Source organism: Bradyrhizobium sp. dw_411, assembly GCF_018449695.1.
GTDB lineage: Bacteria > Pseudomonadota > Alphaproteobacteria > Rhizobiales > Xanthobacteraceae > Bradyrhizobium.
In genome coordinates this window covers 365,496-387,566 of sequence record NZ_JAAVUY010000002.1, presented here as the reverse complement: position 1 = coordinate 387,566, position 22,071 = coordinate 365,496, and the positions used below count along the sequence as shown (strand labels likewise).

Below are 22,071 nucleotides of genomic sequence, written 5' to 3'. Positions count from 1 at the left end.
GAACCCCGATGAAGAAGCTTGTATTTGCGATTCTCCTGATCGCGTCACCCGCGTGGGCCCAGACCACTCAGCCCAAACCGGCGCCCAGGGCCGTCACCGCGCGCGCCGACGTTTGCGCGCCGATCGGCCGCACCGCGGACGGCAAGCTGGTCTACTCGATGAAGTGCGATAATTTGCCGGTACCGGTCGCGCCAGCGCCACCCCCGCAGGCTGAATATACGCCGCCGCCCGAACCCGAAGTACAGCGCAGCGGATTGTTCGGGATGTCGTTCTCCCGATCTGGATCTCAGGAAGCGGGGCCGCCGCCCGCCGGTCATTAACGCGCCCACCATTCCTGCCTGCCGCTGCAATGCCCGCATTGCAGGATTGCCCTGAGCCGCTTGCGGCGCGGTCAACGTTGCGCGTAACCTGCGATGAAGAAACCATCCCAGGGAACGACGCCATGACCCCCGTGAATTCTCCGGCCATCAAAATCGTCAAATCGGTCCGCGAACAGGTCAGCGCCGAGGAATGGCAAACGCGCGTCGATCTCGCGGCCTGCTACCGTCTCACCGCGATGTACGGCATGACGGAGATGATCGCGAACCACATTTCATGCCGCGTTCCCGGATCGCATGACCACTTCCTGATCAATCCCTACGGAATGCTGTACGAAGAAATCGATGCGTCGAGCCTGATCAAGGTCGATCTCGACGGCAACACGCTGTTCAACGCGTCGGACTATGGCGTCAACGCCGCCGGCTTCGTCATCCATAGCGCGATCCATATGGCCCGGCACGATGTCGACTGCGTCGCGCATACGCATACGCCGGCCGGCATGGCTGTCTCGGCCATGGAATGCGGGCTATTGCCGCTCGCACAGACCTCAATGCGGTTTCTGCACATCGCCTATCATGACTTCGAAGGCATCGCCGACGAACTCGGCGAGCGCGAACGGCTGGTGCGAGACCTCGGCAATCATGAAGCGATGATTTTGCGCAACCACGGATTGCTGGTCGTGGGACGGACCATTCCTGGGACATTCAACCTGCTGTTTCGGATGGAGCGCGCCTGCGAGGTCCAGGTGATGGCGTTGTCCTGCAATACCAAGCTCACACTGCCGCCGCAGGACGTCCTGGAAAAGACCTTCGACAAGATGAAGCCGCGCCCGGAGCTGCCCAATCGCAACGGAGAACTGGCCTGGCCGGCGTTGCTGCGCAAACTCGACCGCGTCGATCCGTCGTATCGGAATTGACCGACGGCTATCGGCCCTCTGGTTTTCGCTCCGGTCGGCTTCATGGTCCCCTTTCTTGGGGGCAGGTGCCGGACCGCGCCAATTTGGCTGATTTTATCGCCCGATAAACCGGGCTAAGGTATTCGCCGGACAGGGGGCCCTTTCCGGCATAAAAGTGAGACGGGGCGATATCGACAGGGCTCGCCACGACAGGTAGGGTCCGCAATCAAAGAAAATTCCGGAGAGACGCCGTTGTTGAAGAAGTTCGCCTGGAAGCGTGATTACTATGCTGGCGGCCTAATGCTTCTGATTGGAGTAGGAGCCGCGGTGACCGGCACTGGCTACAAATTCGGCACGCTCGCCCGGATGGGCCCCGGCTTCATGCCGGTCGTGCTGGGTGTCGTTCTGGCATTCCTTGGCCTTCTGATCGCTGGAACCGCCTTGGGGTCGTCCGAACCCGACGACAAGAACTTTCTGCCGGACAATCCGCAATGGTTCGGCTGGCTTTGCATTCTCGGCGGGCCTGTCCTGTTTATCGTGCTGGGCCTGTATGGCGGCATGATCCCGGCGGTGTTCGCCTGCGTCTTTGTCTGCGCACTGGGCGACAAGACTGCCACCTATAAATCATCGGCGATACTGGCGGCGGGCGTCACCGTATTCGGTGTGCTGCTGTTCCATTATCTGCTCAACATTCCCTTCCAACTGCTGCGCGGGGTCAACCTGTGATCTCCACTGCACTCACCGATCTCTGGTACGGCTTTGGCGTCGCGCTCGAGCCGCACAATTTGATGTATTGCTTCCTCGGCGTGCTGGTCGGCAATCTCGTCGGCGTGCTGCCGGGAATGGGCCCGGTTGCGACGATATCGATCCTGCTGCCGCTGACTTTCGGAATGCAGCCGGTGCCGGCGATCCTGATGCTGTCGGGCGTCTATTACGGCGCCCAATATGGCGGTGCGATCTGCTCGATCCTGCTGAACCTGCCATGTCATCCACCGCATGCGGTGACGTGTCTGGACGGATTTCCGCTCACGAAGCAGGGCAAGGGCGGAACCGCGCTCGGCATCACCATCATCGCGGCTTTCATCGGTGCGTCCTTCGGCATCACCGAAATGATCTTTCTGGCGCCGTTCCTCGTCAAAATGGCGCTCGAATTCGGCCCTGCCGAAGTATGTTCGCTGATGCTGGTCGGATTGCTCGCGGGCTCGACCTTGGCCAAGGGATCGCCGCTCAAGGGCATCGCGATGACGGTTCTCGGCCTGCTGATTGGCATTGTCGGATCGGATATCGAGACCGGACAGCCGCGGTTTACTTTCGGCATTACCGAATTGTTCGATGGCGTCGAAATCATCGCGCTGGCGCTCGGCATGTTCGGTATCGCCGAGTTCCTGAACAGCATCAACAATACCGAAACCGTCGACATGAAATACGCCAAGGTCGGCATCTCCGACATGTTCCCGTCGAAGGCCGATCTCAAGCTGGCGTTCTGGCCGATGATCCGCGGCACCTTTATCGGCAGCCTCTGCGCGCTGATTCCGGGCACCGGACCGACCATCGCCTCGTTCGTCTCCTACGCCACCGAGAAGAAGATATCCAAGACGCCGGAGCGCTTCGGTCACGGCGCGATCGAGGGCGTGGCCTGCCCAGAAGCGTCAACGCACTCTTCAGTACAGGGCGACTTCATCCCAACCATGAGCCTGGGCATTCCCGGCGACACCGTGATGGCGTTGCTATTGGGCGCGCTCATCATTCACGGCATCGTTCCCGGCCCGCAGTTGATCAGCCAGCACGCTGATATCTTCTGGGGCCTGATCGCCAGCTTCTGGATCGGCAACATCCTGCTGGTCATTCTCAACGTGCCGATGATCGGCCTGTGGGTGAAGCTGCTGAGCATTCCCTATCGCTACCTCTATCCGAGCGCGATGTTCTTTGTCTGCATCGGCGTCTATGCCGCCAGCAACGACATGTTCCAGGTCGGCGAGACCGCGTTCATCGGCGTGGTCGGCTACATCCTGCTGCGGCTGGATTTCCACCCTGCCCCAATCCTGCTTGGCTTCGTGCTCGGACCGCGGTTCGAGGAAAACTTCCGGCGCAGCCTGCTGATCTCGCGCGGCGACCTGATGACGTTTATCGAGCGTCCGATCAGCGCGTTCTTCCTCTTGATCTGCGTCGTGCTGATCGCGGCCCAGATCTATGTCTGGCTGCGCAAGCCGAAGATCATCGCCGATGAAAAGGCCATCGAGGCGCAGGTGCCGGCAACACCGTATTCGGGGCTGGCTGAGTAACAGCGAGCCTCGACTACGATCCACCGGATAATAGTTTCACGAGCCGGTAGAGATACTCATCGCCCTCGTAGAACGATTTCACGGCAATTCGTTCGTCCTTGCCGTGAATCCGGCTGTCGTTGATGTCGCCGGCCAAACCCGAATGGCCATAGGTCGGAATCCCGGCATTGCGCAGATAGCTGCCGTCGGTCGCGCCTGATATCATGGTGGGGATTACGACCGCTCCGGGCCAAAACTGCTGCGACAGCTTCTCGATCGATCCCATGATCTCCTCATTGAGGGCGGACGGCGCGCTCAGCACTGGCTGATCGATCTGCGTGATCGCGATCTGATCGTCCGCCAGCACTTTGGTCAGGGTTGTCCTGATCTCGTCGACGGTCTCGCCCGGCATTACCCGGCAATTGACCGTCGCGCCCGCCAGTTGCGGCAACGCGTTGAAGGCCTGCCCGCCCTCCAGCATCGTCGCGACACAGGTGGTGCGCAATATCGCGTTGTAGAACGGATTGGCCGTGAGCCGAGTAAGCGAAGCCTGATCCGGCCGATCGCCCGACATCGCGCGCATATCGGCCGCGGTCTGACCACCCTCGAGTTGAGCGGATCGCTCGAAAAAGGCGCGCGTGGTCTCATTCAGCTTTGGCGGAAAGTCGAATTTGGAGAGCCGTGCGAGCCCCTCCGAGAGGCGATAGATCGCATTGTCCTTCATCGGGACCGCGCTGTGGCCGCCGCGATTTTTAACCTCGAACCGAAAGGTCACCGAGTATTTTTCGCTGGTCTGGACGCTGTTCCTGATCGGCTTGCCGTCTTTCAAACCGACGCCGCCGCCCTCGTTCAAGGCAAATTCCGCATCGATCAGCTCGCGATGATTCCTGAGCAGCCACTGGATTCCCAGAGCGTCGTGGTCGAGGATTTCCTCGTCGGTCTCGAGTGCGACGATGATATCGCGATCGGGCTTGTAGCCTTCCTGTCTGTAGCGGATCAGATTGGCGACAAAGGACGCCGCCATATATTTATCGTCGCCGCTGCCGCGCGCGTAGAAATAGCCGTCCTTCTCGGTCAGCTTGAACGGATCGACCGACCAGTCCTCGCGGCTGGCCGGCACCACGTCGAGATGCGCCACCAGCAGGATCGGCTTGCGAGCGCCGGTGCCGCGCAGCCGCGCGACCAGATTGCCCTTGCGCGGCGCGGGCGAGAAAGCGTGAACGTCAGCGGCCGGAAAACCAGCCGCCAGCAGACGCGCCGCCATCGCTTCAGCCGCCCGCGAGGTGTCCCCCGTCGCGGTCACGGTGTTGATCTCGACCAGCTCCTTGTAGATGTCGAAGGCCAGTTGCTGTTGCGGGCTCAGCCCTTCGGCCGCCGCGGGGCGCGGCGCGAGCGGGAGGATTGAGACCAGCGTAGCGAGGCAAGCAATACGAAGGGACGATGTGAAGCTTCTACATACGACGGCTGCAAACATCCTGCGCTCCCAAGACTACCGCTGACCTCGGCAAATTCAGACAGCTAACATGTGCGCTGGCGAGATGCCGGGCAAGGCATGCTGTCCATCTTTACCGGCGAACCGCCCGGACATCTTCAGCGGTCACCGCATCCTGATAGGAATTTCCAAAATGCGTCCGCACGTAATTCACCACGGCGGCCACCTGATCGTCGCTCATCACCTCGCCAAAGGCCGGCATGCCGCGCTGTCCGTTGACGACGATACCAACCGGATAGCCACTGGACACCAGATTGCTGTCGCCGGCGAGCGACGGATAGGTTCCAGCGCCGGTCGCGCCCTTGGCGTCGGACATGTGGCAGGCCCGGCAGACATTGGCGAACAATTGCTCGCCGGTTTTCTCGGCAAATCTGTAGCCAGGACTGAAAACCGGGTCTCCGGCGCCTTGGGTATAGGCGGGCACGGTTAGCAGAAGCAGCGCCGCTGACATCGTCGCGGTGAAGGCGCGGCGAAGATTTGCGCTAGGGTGCATCATGTGAACGGCCCTCCGCTTCAACGCGCCGCCTCACGCCTTGACCACGCGCTCATGCAGCCGGGCGATGGCGTCCAGCGATGACAGGATCGCCCCCTCCTGCCAGGCCGGAATATAGGACGCGTGCTCGCCTGCAAGGACGATACGACCGTCAATCTGGCAGAGGTTGGCATAGTGCTCGGCCCGCGCCGCTTCGCTCCAGTCGCCGGCGCAGCCCATCGTAAAGGGCATGCGGTGCCATGCGACCGAGACACCATTCTCGTATTTCGCCCGGTATTGCGGGTGAATGGCCGCGCCGAATTCAACCGCGCGGGCGATCCGCTCGGCCGGCGGCAGCGACGTGAACTCGAACGCGTTGGGGCCGAAAATATACGCGCCCAGCAGCACGCCCTTGCCGCCGCTGTTATAGCCGCTGTTCGGATAGGCGATCTGCTGAATCGGCAAATCCGTGTAGCTGATGCCACCATAGATCGCCTCATCCTCTTCCCAGAAGCGGCGCTTGAACTGCAGGCCGATCTTGACCGAGGACGAATAAGGCACGGCGTCGATCGCCGCCTTCATGCGCCCGCCGACATTGACCGGCAACTGACCGAGAATCGGCAGCGGGATGGTGCAGATGCACCAATCCGCCCTGGCCTGTTGCGGCATCCCCGGCGCCTTGAGATCGGTATAGGTGACGGTGACGCCGTGCTCGTCCTGCTGAATTCGGGTCACCTTGGCATCGTAGCGGATGACCTCACCGACTTCCCGGACGAAGGCCTTGCCGATCATGTCCATGCCGCCGACCGGCTGAAACATCGTGGTCTGGAAATTGTAGCGCGCGAAATTCTGCAGATGGCGCCAGAGCCGCGATTTGAGAATATCCGATAGCGCGATCGGCTCGCTCGGGATCGGCACGGCCGTGAGGCCGCCGCCGGGATCCTTGACGTAGCCACGAGCCTCCGCGGAATTGAGATTGGCCTTGTAAGCGTAATTGCGGTCGAGCGCGCCCCACGACCGCAGCGCCTGCATCAGGGTTTCGCGGTCTTCTTTGGTGACCAACTCGTCCAGTCTTCCTTGCTGCGTAACCTTGGCAAGCAATTCGGAAACCTGCCCCTGAAAATCGGCCTTGATCTCGCGAATGCGTTGCGGCGCGCCGCCGAAAGCGCCGGTGGCATGCAGGAAAGCGTTGTGGTTGAGCTGCGTGAACGGCTCGAGCGCGACGCCGAGCCGCCGACAGTAATCCAGAACCGCGCGATGGTGACGCGGAATCCGCCACGGGCCGGGATTGAGATAAAGGCCTTGTTCGAATTCGCAGGTCTGTGTGACGCCGCCGAGTTCGGTGAAGGAATCCCCGCCCCGTAAGGTCCAGTTACGGCCGCCTGCCCGGCTGTTGAATTCCAGAATCTGGACGCGGTATCCCGCCTTGCGCAATTCCAGCGCGGCCGTCATGCCGGCCAGCCCGGCGCCGAGGATAAGCACCGAGGCGCCCTTCGGATCGCCGTCGAGCTTGATCGGCCCCTTGTAACCGGAGTCGGCCGCGAACCCCAGGCTGGTCATCGCCTGATACATGGCGGCACTGCCGGAAAGCGTTCCGATCAGGGACAGCAGATCGCGCCGGCTGACGGTTACGGGCTCGTTTGGCATCGCCGCTTGTTACCCGGTCGTATCGGGGGAAACGCAGACAAAAACGTCCCGGACATATTGTCCTCACCGCAAAAAATGTAACACACTGCACTGGATCAATTAAAGGTGTTCCGGTCCATCCATCGAACGAAGGCGACAAACGATGATGTGGGAATCCATACTAACCGAATGGGCGAGCCTGATACTGCGCTGGCTGCATGTCGTGGCCGCCGTCGGATGGATCGGCAGTTCGTTCTATTTCATCCATCTCGACCTCAGCCTGCAGCCGCGCCGCGATCTGCCCGAAGGCGTCTACGGCGAGGCGTGGCAAGTCCATGGCGGCGGCTTTTACCGGATCATGAAATATCTGGTCGCGCCGGCCAGCATGCCCGACGAACTGACATGGTTCAAATGGGAAGCCTATACCACGTGGTTGTCCGGCTTCGCGCTGATGGTCGTGGTCTATTATCTCGACGCCGAGCTGTTCCTGGTCGACAAATCGATTCTCAATTTAACGCCGCTGCAAGCCGGGATGTTCAGCCTGGGCAGCCTGATTATCGCGTGGCTATTATATGAAGGCGCCTGCCGATCCGGATTGGCCCGCCACGAATTGCCCTTTGCAATCGGCGGATACGTATTCCTTGTCGGCCTGACCTACGCCTTCACGCATGTTCTGAGCGGGCGCGGTGCGTTCAACCAGATCGGGGCGATCATCGGCACGATCATGGTCGCCAACGTATTTGCGACGATCATTCCCAATCAGAAGAAAATCGTCGCGGCTTTGCTGGCAGGCCAAAAGCCGGACCCAGAACTTGGCCTCGCCGGCAAACAGCGATCGGTCCATAACAACTACCTGACCTTGCCGGTGATCGTGCTGATGATCAGCAATCACTATCCGCTGTTGTTTGCGACGCGTTACAACTGGGTGATCGTGGCCATCGTGCTCGCGCTGGGTCCGATTATCCGGCATTTCTTCAACGAACGGCACAAGGGGCACAAATCGCCGTGGTGGGTATGGGGTGCCGCGGCCGCCGGCATGATCGCCATCATGCTGCTGTCGGCGGCCGGTCCCCGGAATGCCACGACCGGCGCGCTATCCACGGCGCCCACCTTCGCCAATGTTCAGGACATCGTTCTATCCCGATGCAGCATGTGTCACGGCGCGGAGCCGGTCTGGGAATCGATTGTGACCGCGCCAAAGGGCATTCTGCTGGATACGCCCGAACACATCCGCCGCAATGCCCGGCTGATTGGACGCAACGCGGCGTGGTCGACTGCCATGCCGCCGGGTAACGTCACCGAGATGACCACGCAGGAGCGCACGCTGATCGCGGCGTGGCTCGCGGCCGACGGCCTGTAAACGAGACGCTCGATCAGCGTCTCGCGTAGCAGTGGAAGCCGCCGTAGATCCCCGATCGATCCTGCGCAAAGCCGATCGCGCTTCGCTTCTCATCACGGCACCAGATTTCGCGTAGCGACGCGAGCTCCGGGCTCTCCAGCGGCGACTCCACGCCGGCGGTGCGAAAGATCACGCGAACATTGTCGCTGCCGGTACGATCGATGGCATTCCATAGCGCGCGGATTTCATCCGGCGCCATCCAGTCCTGCGAGTCCAAGAGCACGACCGCGTCGACCTCGCGGGCCGGCAGGCTTTCCAGGAACAGCCGAAGATTGGCGTGAACCGGAATGATCAGGCCCGCGCCGTTGCGCATCCGCTCAAACTGGCTGCGTTGCAGATAGGGCGGCAGGCAGCGATCGCCGGGACCGGGATAGCTGCGATGCAACGCCTGCCAGGCGAAATAATTCGTCTCATTGGGGTGGGCGTTGATCAGGCGCAACAGCCGCTCGTGGAGCACCTCGTTGAGCGGCGCGCCGCCGCCTAGCAGAACGCGTTGCTGCGGCGGAATCCCAAGGCTGAACAGCAGCGCAGGCGTGCCAATGATCAGCCGGGCCAGCGGCGAATGAAACAGGCGATGCAGACGGTCCAGCGCTTCCACGCGTTGCGGCGCATCAGGTTTGCCGTTCAGCAATGCTGAGAGATCGATCCGGGCCAGTTTCGCCAGCACATGGGCAATGCCGATGAAACGGCCGAGCATGCCGTGGCGATAAAACCCGTCCGTGAAATAGGCGTGGCGCGGACGACCGACGACATTGCGCTTGTCCCAGTAAACGCGCGCATCCGCATCCAGCACGGGCCGCAGCCGCTCGCGATAAAGCTCCGAGTTCGCGGGCAAAGCGGCATTGCCGAAGAACTGCCAGAACTCGTTGTATCCCGAGCAGGCGCGAATACCGGCTAGCTTGAGCTTGAGCAGCGAAAGGTGCGCTTCATTGAGATCGACCGCGTAGACCTGGGCCGGTTGCGCGGTCAGGTACGACAGCGCATTGCATCCACCCGACGATATCGTGACGATGGTCGAGCCCAGCGGCAATTGCAGCGCGGCCAGATCGGCTTCGGGGTCTTCCCATATCTGGGTATAAACCAGACGACGAAACCAGAATGCGAAAAGCCTGTCCCAGACAGTCGCTTCACCCTCGGTCCTGGAGTTGCGGACCGCGTCCGCGATAAGCTGCGTGTTCATCCATTCCTCGAATCAACAATCTGACAACGGTATCGCGCCCGCGCTGCAGTTTTGCGACAGCCTGAGGAAGTGGCACGCCTGTGCATTACGGGTATTTTTACGCTCCCCCGCCGCGCGCCGTCATCTGTCACATCCTTGTCGCGTGAACATCGCAAGGAGGAAGCGATCACGGGCCAGATGAGGTGCATGGATGTCTGCGTATTCTCAGGATGTCGGCGCAGATCAGTCGTGGCCGGTCGAAGCCACGCGCCGCATGAACCGGATGTACCGCCGGCAGCGCCACATCTACGACGGCACGCGGCGCTATTATCTTCTCGGCCGTGACCAGTTGATATCGGGGCTGCAACCCGGCGCGGGCACCAGCGTGCTGGAAATCGGCTGCGGCACCGGCAGGAACCTGGTGCTGGCGGGCCGGCTCTATCCCGAGGCGCGATTTTTCGGCGTCGACGTTTCGACGGAAATGCTGACTTCCGCAATCTCGGCCATCTCGCGGGCCGGTCAGACCGGTCGCGTTCGCGTCGCGCACGGCGACGGGACCACATTCAATCCGCAAAATCTGTTCCGCATCTCCCGGTTCGACCATGTGATGATTTCCTACAGCCTGTCGATGATCCCCGACTGGCGCGGCGTTCTGCAAGCCGCCGCCGCTCACCTCAAGCCGGGCGGTCGCTTGCACATCGTCGATTTCGGCGCTCAAGAGCGATTGCCGGGTGTCGCCCGCGCGTTCCTGCTGCAATGGCTTGCGATGTTCGACGTCACCCCGCGCGACGATCTCGAGCGCGTATTGTCTGACATGGCTGAGGCCCGGGGCGCCGATCTGAAATTCGAACGTCCGTTTCGCGGCTATGCGCAATACGCCGTGATGACGTTTCCATCGGAGCCAAGAATATCGTGAGCAATCTTATTAGTCCTTGGCTCGCATTGTTTGCGGCAGGACTGCTTGAGATCGCGTGGGCGCTCGGTCTGAAATATTCCGATGGCCTCACCCGGTTTTGGCCGACGGCCGGAACTTTGGTCGCCATCGCCTTCAGCTTCGGGCTGATGGCCCTCGCTCTGCGAACGCTGCCGTTCGGCACAGCCTATGCGGTGTGGACCGGAATCGGCGCCGCCGGCAGCATCATTGTCGGAATGTTGCTTTACAGCGAACCCACCGATCCCGTTCGCATCCTTTGTCTCACGCTGATCGTCGCCGGGATGGTCGGGCTCAAGCTCAATTCGCCAATGTGAGAAAGTGGCGTGAGATAGCGGCCGCGCGATTTCAGTTGCTGCGCCTCGCGCGCCAACTTCTCCATCCTTCCACGCCGCCGAACAAACAGAGCGCCAGCACAAACGGAAGGAAGTGATACAACACCCGGAACATCAGAAGTGCGGCAATCAGCGGCTCCTTGTCGTCCCCGCCCAGCCCAAGCAATATCGTTGCATCGAACACACCGATGCCCGCCGGCGTATGGCTCGCAAAACCGAGCAAGGTGGCTGCGATGAACACCGCGGTGACGGGAAATATCCCGATATTCAGTTCGGCTGGAATCAGCACATACATCGCCAGCGCCGCCGCGCCGAGATCGAAAAGCCCGATCACGATCTGCAGCAGGACCATCGGTCCGGTCGGGAGCCGGACCGGCCATCGCCGGGTCCCGATATTTCGGGGAGCAAGCCAGGTCCATGTCAGGAAACAGAAGACCGCGATCAGCAATGCGGCCGCCAGCCATCGGTTGAGCTGCGGCGACAAATGGTCGATGACGCCGATGGCGTCCGGCGCATAAAGCAGGCCGAATCCCAACGCCGTCAAATTGCCCAGCCAGAAGGTCAGTCCGGTCAGAAAAGCGATATTCGCGACATCCAGTACACCAAGGCCGTGATACGAATAAATCCGATAACGGATCGCGGGCGACACCAGCGAGACCGCACCCAATCCGTGCGAAATCGGATAGCTGGTAAAACTCGCGAGAGCGGCAGTCCGGTACGTCACCTCCGGACGCCCGATGGTGCGAAGCGCCAGCAGGTCATAGAGCGTCAGGCTGAGATAGGAAGTCGCCACCAGCATCGCGGCCAGCGCGATCAGGCCCGGATGTGTGCGGCGAACCACCGCGAAGACCTCGTTGTAGTCGATGGCCTTGATTGTGTGCGTCAGCACAAAAATGGCGACCGCAGCAATGACCAGTCCGAGAACGACACCTAAGCCCTTCAGTCGGACACCGCCGCCAGGCGGTTTTGGCAACACGGTGGCTTTCAGGATGTTCATCCAATCGGGCAACGACATCAACTATCGCGCCACCTGATTCGGGGTGATCGATACAATCCATTGACACGTTGATGTGACAGCCGCGTTACCGGATATTTCAAACTCACAACGATTCAAGAAATGTTGTTCGCGAAGACCGAAATCCCGACGCATTGCGGTCGCATCCCATTCACGCTGGCTTTGTAAGACGGCCACGAAAGCCAACGCCATGATTCTCAGTATGAGCTTGGGATCGCATGAATACGCAAATCGACTACGACCTCACGCCCGATCAATGGGAAACGCTGAAGGCGCTGCGCGTGCCTGCATCGGGGTTTTCCAAACTGAATCGCTCCGTTCTCGAGCAGTTGATCGCACTTCGCCTCGCGGTGATGATCGACAATTTGCCCGTCATGACGCCGGCAGGGCGCACGACCCTGATACGCGGCTCATCCAGATTGTGGGATGTTGCTGCCTGATATCGGGCCTTTCGCCGATTTTAACCACGCAAGCCCGATCCGGCTCAGAGCGGATGGCACTGCCTGTTTCCGGGATACGGTTTTGGCGATTCCTTCGGGTAGCCCGCATAAAGCCATCACGCTTTCATTGGAACCCAATCCCAGATGCGAAGACCTTGCTTCTGCGTTGCCGCGCGGCCTTGTGGCGGACCCCGGATAGGTACAAAATATCGGGGGCTGATTGTTAGCCGACCCCAGTATTTGAGCGAACCGGCCAAAATGTCGATCGGACTGGCCGTCGTTCATTTTGAGCGGAAAACCGCAATTCTTTCCGATTGTTAATGCGACAACATCCTGCGGAGTCGTTCAAATGCGATGGCCGGAGAACCTCTAAGGCAGCCCGAACGACAAACCGCGGAACATCGCTGAAACCGCTGAAAAACACCGACCCGATGGCAGGTTCATGAACCAACCGATTAAGACCCTCAAGGAAGATCCCTCAATAGGACCTTCGCAGACCGACAAGCCCCGGTCGCGCCGTTGGCTTGTTCTGACGACCATTCTGGCTGTGCTGGTGGTCGCCGGCGTCGTTTGGTGGAGCAAGCAAGTGGGCGCGCCAGCGCCGGCCGGCGGCGGCCGCAATGCCGGGCCAATGTCAATCGTGCCCGAGGTGGTCGGCAAGGGCGACATCGGGATCAACCTCAACGCCCTGGGCACGGTGACTTCGCTCGCAACTGTCACCATCAGGACCCAGATCAGCGGCTACCTCCAGAAGATCGCCTTCAAGGAAGGCGATGACGTCAAAAAGGGTGACCTGCTCGCGGAAATCGACTCCCGGCCCTACGAGGCTGCGCTGGCCCAAGCGAACGGGAATCTGGCGCGTGACGAAGCGCTGCTCAAGGGTGCCCAGGTCGACCTGACCCGCTACCAGGGTCTGGCGGCGCAGAACGCCGTGCCCCGTCAGCAGTTGGATACGCAGATCGCCTTGGTCGCGCAGGATCAGGGAACGGTCGAAGCCGACCGTGCCGCGGTCAAGGCCGCCCAGGTCAACCTGGCATATTGCCATATTGTTTCCCCGCTGGACGGCCGCGTCGGCTTGCGTCAGGTCGACCAGGGCAACTACGTGACACCAGGCGACGCCAACGGTCTCGTCGTGATCACGCAATTGCAGCCGATCAGCGTGCTGTTCACGCTGCCCGAAGACAACATCCAGACGGTGTTGAAGCGGATGCAGGGTGGCGCCGTGCTGCCCGCGGCGGCCTATGATCGCAGCGGAGCCAGCAAGATCGCCGACGGCGTCTTGCAGACCTTCGACAGCCAGATCGATCCCACCACCGGAACGATCAAGGCGCGCGCGCAATTCGCCAACGACAATAAACTGCTCTATCCGAACCAGTTCGTGAACATCCGGCTGCTGGTTGATACGCACAAGGACGTCACGACGATGTCCACCGCGGGCATCCAGCGCGGCGTGCCCGGCACGTTCGTCTATCTCGTCAATGCCGACAGCACCGTCTCCGTCCGCCCCGTCAAGCTCGGCGTGACCGAGGGCGAACGCGTGGAGGTTATCTCCGGGATCGTGCCGGGCGATCGCATCGTGATCGACGGCGCCGACAAGCTGCGTGACGGCGCTAAAATCAATGTCCGGAGCGAGGCCGACTCCGCAAAGCCGGCAGATCCCAGCAAGGCGGGAGATCCCAGCAAGACCGGAGATCCGGACAAGTCGGGCGGCGGCAAGAAGCGGCGGTCGGAAAACGGACAAAAACAATGAGTCCGTCGCAGCCGTTTATTCTGCGGCCGGTCGCAACGACGCTACTGATGATCGCCATCATGCTGTCCGGCTTGCTGGCGTTCAAATTCCTGCCGGTCGCCGCTTTGCCCGAAGTGGATTATCCGACCATCCAGGTCCAGACTTTCTATCCCGGCGCCAGTCCGGACGTGATGACGTCGTCCGTCACGGCTCCGCTGGAGGTGCAGTTCGGGCAAATGCCCAATCTCAACCAGATGAGTTCGGTGAGTTCGGCCGGCGCATCTGTCATCACCCTGCAATTCGGGCTGACGATCTCCCTCGATGTGGCCGAGCAGGAAGTGCAGGCCGCGATCAATGCCGCGGGCAATCTGCTTCCCGCCGACCTGCCGGCGCCGCCGATTTACGCCAAGGTCAATCCGGCCGATGCGCCGATCCTGACATTGGGTTTGACGTCGAAGACCATGCCGCTGACGCAGGTCGAGGATTTCGTCGATACACGGCTGGCGCAGAAAATCTCGCAGCTTCCCGGCGTCGGACTTGTCAGCATCAGCGGCGGCCAGCGGCCGGCCGTCCGTATCCAGGCCGATATTCGCAAGCTCGCCGCCTACGGACTGAACATCGACGATCTGCGCACCACCCTCGGCAACGCCAACATCAACACGCCGAAGGGAAACTTCGACGGCTCGATGCGCGCCTATACCATCAACGCCAACGACCAGATCCGGAATGCCAGCGACTACAAATCACTGATCGTCGCCTACAAGAACGGCTCGCCGGTCAGGCTCAGCGACGTCGGCAACGTCATCGACGGCGCCCAGAACGACAAGCTCGGCGCCTGGATGAACGAAACCCCGGCGATCATCCTCAATATTCAGCGGCAACCCGGCGCCAATGTCATCGCCGTAGTCGAGGGCATCAAGGCGCTGTTGCCGCAATTGCAGGCCTCGCTGCCGGCCGCCATCGACGTCAACATTCTGACCGATCGAACCGTCACCATCCGCGCCTCGGTGCAGGATGTGGAATTCGAATTGACGCTCGCCGTCGTCCTGGTGGTGCTGGTGATCTTCGTGTTCCTGCGCAATGCGCGGGCGACGTTGATCCCGAGCCTCTCGGTCCCGCTGTCGCTGGTCGGCACGCTCGGCGCGATGTATCTGTTTGGCTTCAGCCTCAACAATCTCTCGCTGATGGCGCTGACCATCGCTACCGGCTTCGTGGTCGACGACGCCATCGTCGTGATCGAGAACATCTCCCGTTACCTCGAAGAGGGCGACAGCCCGTTGCAGGCCGCGCTTAAAGGCTCCGAGCAGATCGGCTTCACCATCATCTCGCTGACGGTATCGCTGATCGCGGTGCTGATCCCGCTGCTGTTCATGGGCGACGTCGTCGGGCGCCTGTTCCGGGAATTCGCCATCACGCTGTCGGTGACTATTCTCATTTCGGCGGTGGTCTCGCTGACGCTGGTGCCGATGGCCTGCGCCAAGCTGCTCAAGCCCGAGACCGATACGCATGAGAACGCGTTTCAGCGCTATAGCCGCGAAGGCTTCGACTGGATCATCGCGGTCTACGGACGCGCGCTGACCCGCGTGCTCGATCATCAAACGCTCGTGCTGTTTGTCGCGCTCGGCACTTTCGCACTGACCGCCGCGCTCTATGTGGTGATTCCGAAGGGGTTCTTTCCGCTACAGGACACCGGCGTCATTCAGGCGATTTCCGAGGCGCCGCAGTCCGCTTCCTATGCCGCGATGGCGGAGCGGCAGCAGCAACTCGCCAGCATCATCCTGAGGGATCCCGACGTCGTCAGTCTTTCCTCGTTCATCGGCGTGGATGGAACCAACACGACATTGAACAGCGGCCGCATCCTGATCAATCTCAAAGACCATGATTCACGCAAATCCGACATCACCACGGTGATGCGGCGCATCCAGAACAGCACGGCGGGCCTGACCGGCATCACGCTCTATCAGCAGCCGGTTCAGGATCTCACGATCGAGGGCACCGTCAGCAAGACGCAGTATCAGTTCATCCTGCAGGATGCCGATCCGGTGCAGTTGGCCGAATGGACCCCCAAACTGATCGACAAGCTGCGGGAACTGCCGCAACTCTCGGATGTCGCCAGCGACATTTCCAATCAGGGGCTCTCGGTCTTTGTCGAGATCGATCGAGATCAGGCCGCGCGTTTCGGGATTACGCCCGCGACCGTCGACAATGCGCTGTATGATTCCTACGGCCAGCGCATAGTCTCCACTATCTTTACCAACTCGAACCAGTACCGCGTCATCCTCGAGGCCGATCCAAGCCTGCAGACTTCGCTGCAATCGCTGTCGGATATCTATCTGCCCTCGTCGGTGGGTGGCGCGCCGGTCCCGCTTTCCGTGATGGCCAAATTCCGGGAAGAAACCGCGCCCCTTCAGGTTTCCCATCTCGGGCAATTCCCTGCATCGACGGTATCGTTCAATTTGGCCCCGGGTGCCGCGCTCGGCGATGCGGTGACGGCGATCAAGCAGACGCAAGCCGATATCGGCCTGCCGGCCAGCGTGATCAGCAGCTTCCAGGGCGCCGCATTGGCGTTTCAATCATCGCTCTCCAACCAACTTTTCCTGATCCTAGCGGCGATCATCACGGTCTATATCGTGCTGGGTGTGCTCTATGAGAGCTTCATCCATCCCGTCACCATCCTCTCCACGCTGCCATCCGCCGGCATCGGCGCGCTGCTGGCGCTGATGGCGGCCGGCGACGAGCTCACCATCGTTGCCATCATCGGCATCATCCTCTTGATCGGCATCGTGAAGAAGAACGCGATCATGATGATCGACTTCGCGCTGGACGCCGAGCGCAATGAGGGCAAGCCGCCGCGGGAAGCGATCTACCAGGCCTGCCTGTTGCGCTTCCGTCCGATCCTGATGACCACCATGGCGGCCGTGCTTGGCGCGTTGCCGCTGATGATCGGAACCGGTGCGGGTTCCGAATTGCGCCACCCGCTCGGCATTTCCATCGTCGGTGGCCTGCTGGTCAGCCAGTTGCTGACCCTGTTCACGACGCCGGTGATCTATCTCTGGTTCGATCGGCTGGCGACACGGTTTGCCGGACATTCGGGCACAACCGGCCCTGCGAACGAATTGAACTGAGCCATGGGACCGTCAACCCCCTTCATTCGGCGGCCGATCGCAACGACGTTGCTCACCTTCGGTCTTGCGGCGGCGGGAGTTGTGGCGTTTTTCAAGCTGCCGGTCTCGCCGTTGCCGCAGGTCGATTTTCCGACCATTTCGGTGCAGGCGACCCTGCCGGGCGCCAGTCCGCAGGATGTCGCGACCACCGTCGCGAGCCCGCTGGAGCGGCATCTCGGGCAGATCGCCGATGTCACCGAGATGACCTCGTCGAGCACGGTCGGCGGCGTCCGCATCACCCTGCAGTTCGGGCTCAACCGTGACATCAATGGCGCGGCGCGCGACGTGCAGGCCGCGATCAACGCGGCCCGCGCCGACCTTCCGACCAGCCTGCGGTCCAACCCGACCTACCGCAAGGTCAATCCCGCCGACGCACCGATCCTGATCCTGACCCTGACGTCCGACACCATGACCCGTGGCGATCTCTATGACGCGGCCTCGACCGTGCTGGCGCAGAAGCTGTCGCAGGTCGAGGGCATCGGTGAAGTCGTGGTCGGCGGCAGTTCGCTGCCTGCGGTCCGGGCCGAACTCATTCCGCAGGCGCTCTACAAATACGGCATCGGCCTGGAGGACGTGCGCGCCGCGCTGGCCGGCGCCAACGCGCACAGCCCCAAAGGGGGCATCGACGTCGGCGACCAGCGTTACCAGATCTACGCCAACGACCAGGCCAACAAGGCCGCCGACTACCGATCCCTGATCGTCGCCTACCGGAACGGCGCGGCGGTTCATCTCTCCGATGTCGGCGACGTCACCGACGCCGTTGAAAACCTCCGAAACGCCGGTCTCGCCAACGGCAAACCAGCCGTCCTGATCATCCTCTACCGGCAGCCGGGCGCGAACATCATCTCCACCGTCGATCTGGTGAAGGGACTGCTGCCCCAGCTTCGGGCCTCGATTTCACCGGCCATTGACATCGGGCTGGCGGTCGACCGTTCGACCACCATTCGCACATCGCTGCGCGACGTCGAGCGCACGCTGATCCTCGCCGTGCTGCTGGTGATCGTGGTGGTTTTTGCCTTCCTGCGGAACCTGCGCGCCACGCTGATACCGGTCGTCGCGGTATCGGTGTCGCTGATTGCGACCTTCGCCGCCATGTATCTGATGGGCTACAGCCTCGACAATCTCTCGCTGATGGCGCTTACGGTCGCGACCGGATTTGTGGTCGACGACGCCATCGTCGTGCTTGAGAACATCACCCGCTACGTCGAGAACGGGCTGAGCCCGATGGAAGCGGCGCTCAAGGGAGCCGCCGAGGTCGGATTTACCGTGCTGTCGATGAGCATCTCCCTGATCGCGGTCTTCATTCCGATCCTGCTGATGGGCGGTATTGTCGGCCGCCTGTTCCGCGAATTCGCGATGGTGATCTCGATATCGATCATGATCTCGCTGGTGATTTCACTGGCGACAACCCCGATGATGTGCGCCGTGCTGCTGCGCAATGACCACGGCGGGGGACATGGCTGGCTCTATCGGACCAGCGAGCGCTTCTTCGATGCCATGCTGAACGCCTATCGGCGAAGCCTGAGCGTTGCGCTGCTCCATCCGGCCTCGATGATGTTGATTTTCGCCACGGTGCTGGGCCTCAATTTCTATCTGTATGGCGTGGTTCCGAAGGGCTTTTTTCCGCAGCAGGATACGGGGCGGCTGACCGGCTCGATCCAGGCGGACCAGAGCATTTCATTTCAATTGATGCAGCAGAAGCTGACGCAATTCGTCACCATCATCAAGAACGATCCCGCGGTGGATGCGGTCGTCGGGTTCACCGGCGGAGGGCAGACCAATTCCGGCTTCATGTTCGTTTCGCTGAAGCCGCTCAGTGAACGCTCGATTTCCGCGGATGGCGTCATCGCGCGGCTGCGGCGCCAGATGGCGGTTATTCCGGGAGCGACCCTGTTCCTGCAGGCGGTGCAGGATATCCGCGTCGGTGGCCGCGCCAGCAATGCGCAATACCAGTTCACCCTGCAGGGCACCACACTGGATGAACTCAATGAATGGGCGCCGAAGATCGCCGCGGCGCTGCAGGCCGATCCGATCCTCACCGACGTCAACAGCGACCAGCAAAACAAGGGGCTCGAGTCCGACCTCGTGATCGACCGCGACGCCGCCGCGCAATTGGGGATCACCGTCAGCCAGATCGACAACACGCTCTACGATGCGTTCGGCCAGCGCCAGGTGTCGACCATCTATGTCGCGCGTAACCAATATCATGTGATCATGGAAGTAGCGCCGCAATACTGGCAAAATCCCGAAACGCTCAAAGACGTCTACGTCAGCACCTCCGGCGGCTCGGTCGGCGGATCGCAGGCGACCAACGCGGTCGCGGGAACCATCGTTGCCGGGAAATCGACTTCAGCCAATTCCGCCAACGCGCAGGCCGCTCGAAATCTCGCCAACAACTCCATCGGCGCCACCGGCAAGGGCGTATCCTCCACCGGCTCGGCAGTCAGCACCAGCGCGGAGACGATGATTCCGCTGTCCGCGGTGGCGCGCTTTACGCAAGGCGCGACCCCGCTCGCCGTCAATCACCAGGGCCTGCTGGTCGCGACCACCATTTCGTTCAACCTGCCGCCCAATGTGTCGCTCAGCACCGCGGTCTCATCGATCGAAGGCGCGATGAACCGAATCGGCGTGCCCGCCACCATTCGCGGCACGTTCCAGGGCACGGCAAAGGCGTTCCAGGACTCGCTCAACAATCAACCTTTCCTGATCCTCGCCGCCTTGGTCACGATCTACATCGTGCTTGGCGTGTTGTATGAAAGCTACGTTCACCCCCTGACGATCCTGTCCACATTGCCGTCCGCCGGCGTCGGCGCGCTTCTGGCCCTGATGGCGTTCAAGACCGAATTCAGCATCATGGCGCTGATCGGCGTTATTCTGCTGATCGGCATCGTCAAGAAGAACGCCATCATGATGATCGATTTCGCACTCGACGCCGAGCGAAGGCGCGGGCTCAGTCCGCTGGATGCGATCTACGAAGCCTGCCTGCTCCGGTTCCGGCCGATCATGATGACGACCATGGCGGCCCTGCTCGGCGCCCTGCCCCTTGCGATCGGCATCGGCGACGGCGGCGAGCTTCGCCAGCCGCTGGGCATTGCGATTGTTGGGGGCCTTATCCTCAGTCAGGTGCTGACGCTCTATTCAACGCCGGTGATCTACCTGTATATGGACAGGCTCCGGTCCTGGGGCCAACGTCTGAGGGATGGCGGTGCTGCACCGCTCGCGCCCGATACCAAGCTGCAACCGGGCGAATGAGTTTCGATAGTAACATGCCAATAGTAAAACCGATGATCGGCCAGGCTCTCCAACGAACCTTGCGTAAGTTTGGCAGCAAGATGCGTGCGGCATCCGCGCTCTCTGTCCTGCTGCTGAGCCCTGCGCTGTCGGGCTGTATCCTTGGGACCGAAAAACCCGATCTCAATCTCGAAGTGCCCGTGACGTATCGCGAAGGGGGCCATAAGGCACCTGACGCCGCCCTTCCGGCGCTGGATTGGTGGCGGGGCTTTCGCTCCAGCGAACTGACGTCGCTGATGGATGCGGCGCAGATCTACAATCTCGACATCGCCGTGGCCATTGCCCAGATCGAACAGGCCGACGCGCAAGTGGGCGTGGCAGGCGCGCCGTTGCTGCCCACGGTCACCGGCACGGCAACGGCGGAGCGCGAGCATGTCTCCACGGCCGGCGTCAACACCAATGGCGTCGGCATCGGCGGCGCGTCGACGTTCTCGCAATACAGCATGGGCCTGACTGCGAGCTATATGATCGATTTCTGGGGCAAGAACCGCGCGACGCTTTTCGCCGCCCAGGAGACCGCGACCGCCGCCCGGTACAACCGTGAAGTCGTGACCTTGACGGCGATCGTGACCGTCGCGAATACCTATTTCCAGGTCCTCGCCGCACAGGACCAGCTGCGCGTCGCACGCCGCAATCTCGCCGCGGCCGAACGCATTCTCACTTTGATCAAGCAGCAGTTTAACGGCGGCACGGCTTCGCAACTCGACCTGTCGCAACAGGAAGCGCTGGTATCGACCGAACGCGCGGCCATTCCGCCGCTTGAAATCACGCTGCGCCAGAATATCGCCGCCCTGGCGCTTCTGGTCGCACGCGCGCCGGCGAATTTCACAGTGACCGGCGGCACGATGACGCAAATCGTGATTCCGCGTGTCACGGCGGGCTTGCCTTCGGAACTGCTTAACCAGCGGCCGGATATCCGTGAGGCCGAGGCCCAGTTGGCGTCTTCCAATTTCAGCGTTGAAGCGGCGCGCGCCGCATTCTTCCCGCAGATCCAGTTGACGGCGACCGCAGGCGTCCAGAGCGCGGCCCTCGCCTCGCTGTTCGGACCGGGCGCCTGGTTCTACACGCTGGCCGCGGGCCTGACGCAGCCGATCTTCGATGGCTTTCTTCTGGAGAGCCAGTTGAAACAGGCGAAAGGCGTGCAACTGCAGAACCTGCAGGCCTATCGCAAGGCGGTGCTGTCGGCGTTCGCCGACGTCGAGAAGGCCCTCGTCGCGCTATCGCAATCCACCTTGCAGGAGCGCCTGCAAGCCCAGGCCGTGGCCGATTCCCGCAAGGCATTCGAGGTATCCGAAACGCAATTACGCGCCGGCACGGTCAATCTCATCACGGTGCTGCAGACCCAGCAAACGCTGCTCACCAACGAGAACAATCTGGCGCAGGTGCGGTTGACCAAGCTGCTCGCGGCCAGCAGCCTGTTCCAGGCGCTGGGCGGCGGATGGAATCCGAACGGACAATTGTCGTCGCTGCAGCCGGCTGTTCTGCCGCTGCCGCCACAATAGGATTGCTCGGTGTTCGGAATTTAATGGCCGGCGATCCTGCGC

17 protein-coding genes are annotated in these 22,071 nt (G+C 61.5%); 12 read left to right on the top strand and 5 right to left on the bottom strand.

Translation table 11 applies throughout. The annotated features are described in order from the left end of the window. Positions 1 to 8: 8 nt before the first annotated feature. The 4 genes from HB676_RS04385 to HB676_RS04370 all read left to right on the top strand — a co-directional run bounded on the left by HB676_RS04385 (position 9) and on the right by HB676_RS04370 (position 3,495). Positions 9 to 320 (top strand): hypothetical protein, encoded by a 312-nt coding sequence (locus HB676_RS04385; RefSeq protein WP_213736441.1) that lies wholly within the window; start codon positions 9 to 11, stop codon positions 318 to 320. A 122-nt stretch (positions 321 to 442) separates the two neighbouring features. Continuing rightward, the gene (locus tag HB676_RS04380) at positions 443 to 1,234 is read left to right on the top strand and encodes a class II aldolase/adducin family protein (protein WP_213736440.1); all 792 of its coding nucleotides are present in this window, start codon (positions 443 to 445) and stop codon (positions 1,232 to 1,234) included. A 231-nt stretch (positions 1,235 to 1,465) separates the two neighbouring features. Next, complete coding sequence (locus HB676_RS04375) at positions 1,466 to 1,939, top strand: tripartite tricarboxylate transporter TctB family protein (protein WP_213736439.1); 474 nt, start codon at positions 1,466 to 1,468, stop codon at positions 1,937 to 1,939. Continuing rightward, positions 1,936 to 3,495, top strand: coding sequence for a tripartite tricarboxylate transporter permease (locus HB676_RS04370; protein ID WP_213736438.1), 1,560 nt, complete (start codon positions 1,936 to 1,938; stop codon positions 3,493 to 3,495). Before HB676_RS04375 ends, HB676_RS04370 begins: the two co-directional genes overlap by 4 nt. A 13-nt stretch (positions 3,496 to 3,508) precedes the next feature. Here HB676_RS04370 and HB676_RS04365 read toward each other — a convergent pair whose 3' ends face one another. The 3 genes from HB676_RS04365 to HB676_RS04355 form a co-directional block, all read right to left on the bottom strand. After that, on the bottom strand, positions 3,509 to 4,948 hold the full coding sequence (locus HB676_RS04365; RefSeq protein WP_213736437.1) for a M20/M25/M40 family metallo-hydrolase: 1,440 nt from the start codon (positions 4,946 to 4,948) through the stop codon (positions 3,509 to 3,511). A 91-nt stretch (positions 4,949 to 5,039) separates the two neighbouring features. Continuing rightward, a complete protein-coding gene (locus HB676_RS04360; protein WP_213736436.1) occupies positions 5,040 to 5,462 on the bottom strand; it encodes a cytochrome c in 423 nt (140 codons plus the stop codon). Between the two features lie 30 nt (positions 5,463 to 5,492). Then, the gene (locus tag HB676_RS04355) at positions 5,493 to 7,085 is read right to left on the bottom strand and encodes a flavin monoamine oxidase family protein (protein WP_213736435.1); all 1,593 of its coding nucleotides are present in this window, start codon (positions 7,083 to 7,085) and stop codon (positions 5,493 to 5,495) included. Positions 7,086 to 7,230: 145 nt separating this feature from the next. Between HB676_RS04355 and HB676_RS04350 the strand changes: the two genes are divergently transcribed. After that, positions 7,231 to 8,424, top strand: a complete 1,194-nt coding sequence (locus HB676_RS04350) for a urate hydroxylase PuuD (RefSeq protein WP_213736609.1) — start codon at positions 7,231 to 7,233, stop codon at positions 8,422 to 8,424. A gap of 13 nt (positions 8,425 to 8,437) precedes the next feature. Here the strand turns inward: HB676_RS04350 and HB676_RS04345 are convergent, their stop codons facing one another. Next, the gene (locus HB676_RS04345; protein WP_213736434.1) at positions 8,438 to 9,643 is read right to left on the bottom strand and encodes a BtaA family protein; all 1,206 of its coding nucleotides are present in this window, start codon (positions 9,641 to 9,643) and stop codon (positions 8,438 to 8,440) included. A 190-nt stretch (positions 9,644 to 9,833) separates the two neighbouring features. Between HB676_RS04345 and HB676_RS04340 the strand changes: the two genes are divergently transcribed. Further along, complete coding sequence (locus HB676_RS04340) at positions 9,834 to 10,538, top strand: class I SAM-dependent methyltransferase (protein ID WP_213736433.1); 705 nt, start codon at positions 9,834 to 9,836, stop codon at positions 10,536 to 10,538. A gap of 8 nt (positions 10,539 to 10,546) precedes the next feature. Continuing rightward, positions 10,547 to 10,870 (top strand): SMR family transporter, encoded by a 324-nt coding sequence (locus HB676_RS04335; protein ID WP_213736607.1) that lies wholly within the window; start codon positions 10,547 to 10,549, stop codon positions 10,868 to 10,870. Between the two features lie 31 nt (positions 10,871 to 10,901). On the opposite strand, the gene HB676_RS04330 is transcribed toward HB676_RS04335, so the two are convergent. Further along, positions 10,902 to 11,903, bottom strand: a complete 1,002-nt coding sequence (locus HB676_RS04330) for a YbhN family protein (RefSeq protein WP_249780054.1) — start codon at positions 11,901 to 11,903, stop codon at positions 10,902 to 10,904. Between the two features lie 218 nt (positions 11,904 to 12,121). Here HB676_RS04330 and HB676_RS04325 point away from each other — a divergent pair, with 218 nt between their 5' ends. From HB676_RS04325 to HB676_RS04305, 5 genes are all read left to right on the top strand, one after another. Beyond that, positions 12,122 to 12,343 (top strand): hypothetical protein, encoded by a 222-nt coding sequence (locus HB676_RS04325; protein WP_213736432.1) that lies wholly within the window; start codon positions 12,122 to 12,124, stop codon positions 12,341 to 12,343. 553 nt (positions 12,344 to 12,896) lie between these two features. Continuing rightward, positions 12,897 to 14,093 carry an efflux RND transporter periplasmic adaptor subunit gene (locus HB676_RS04320; protein ID WP_346347254.1) on the top strand — a complete coding sequence of 399 codons (1,197 nt, stop codon included), beginning with the start codon at positions 12,897 to 12,899 and terminating at the stop codon, positions 14,091 to 14,093. After that, on the top strand, positions 14,090 to 17,197 hold the full coding sequence (locus tag HB676_RS04315; RefSeq protein WP_213736430.1) for an MdtB/MuxB family multidrug efflux RND transporter permease subunit: 3,108 nt from the start codon (positions 14,090 to 14,092) through the stop codon (positions 17,195 to 17,197). Before HB676_RS04320 ends, HB676_RS04315 begins: the two co-directional genes overlap by 4 nt. Positions 17,198 to 17,200: 3 nt before the next feature. Further along, positions 17,201 to 20,488, top strand: a complete 3,288-nt coding sequence (locus HB676_RS04310; protein WP_213736429.1) for an efflux RND transporter permease subunit — start codon at positions 17,201 to 17,203, stop codon at positions 20,486 to 20,488. A 14-nt stretch (positions 20,489 to 20,502) separates the two neighbouring features. After that, positions 20,503 to 22,029, top strand: a complete 1,527-nt coding sequence (locus HB676_RS04305) for an efflux transporter outer membrane subunit (RefSeq protein WP_249780053.1) — start codon at positions 20,503 to 20,505, stop codon at positions 22,027 to 22,029. The last annotated feature ends 42 nt before the right edge of the window (positions 22,030 to 22,071 follow it).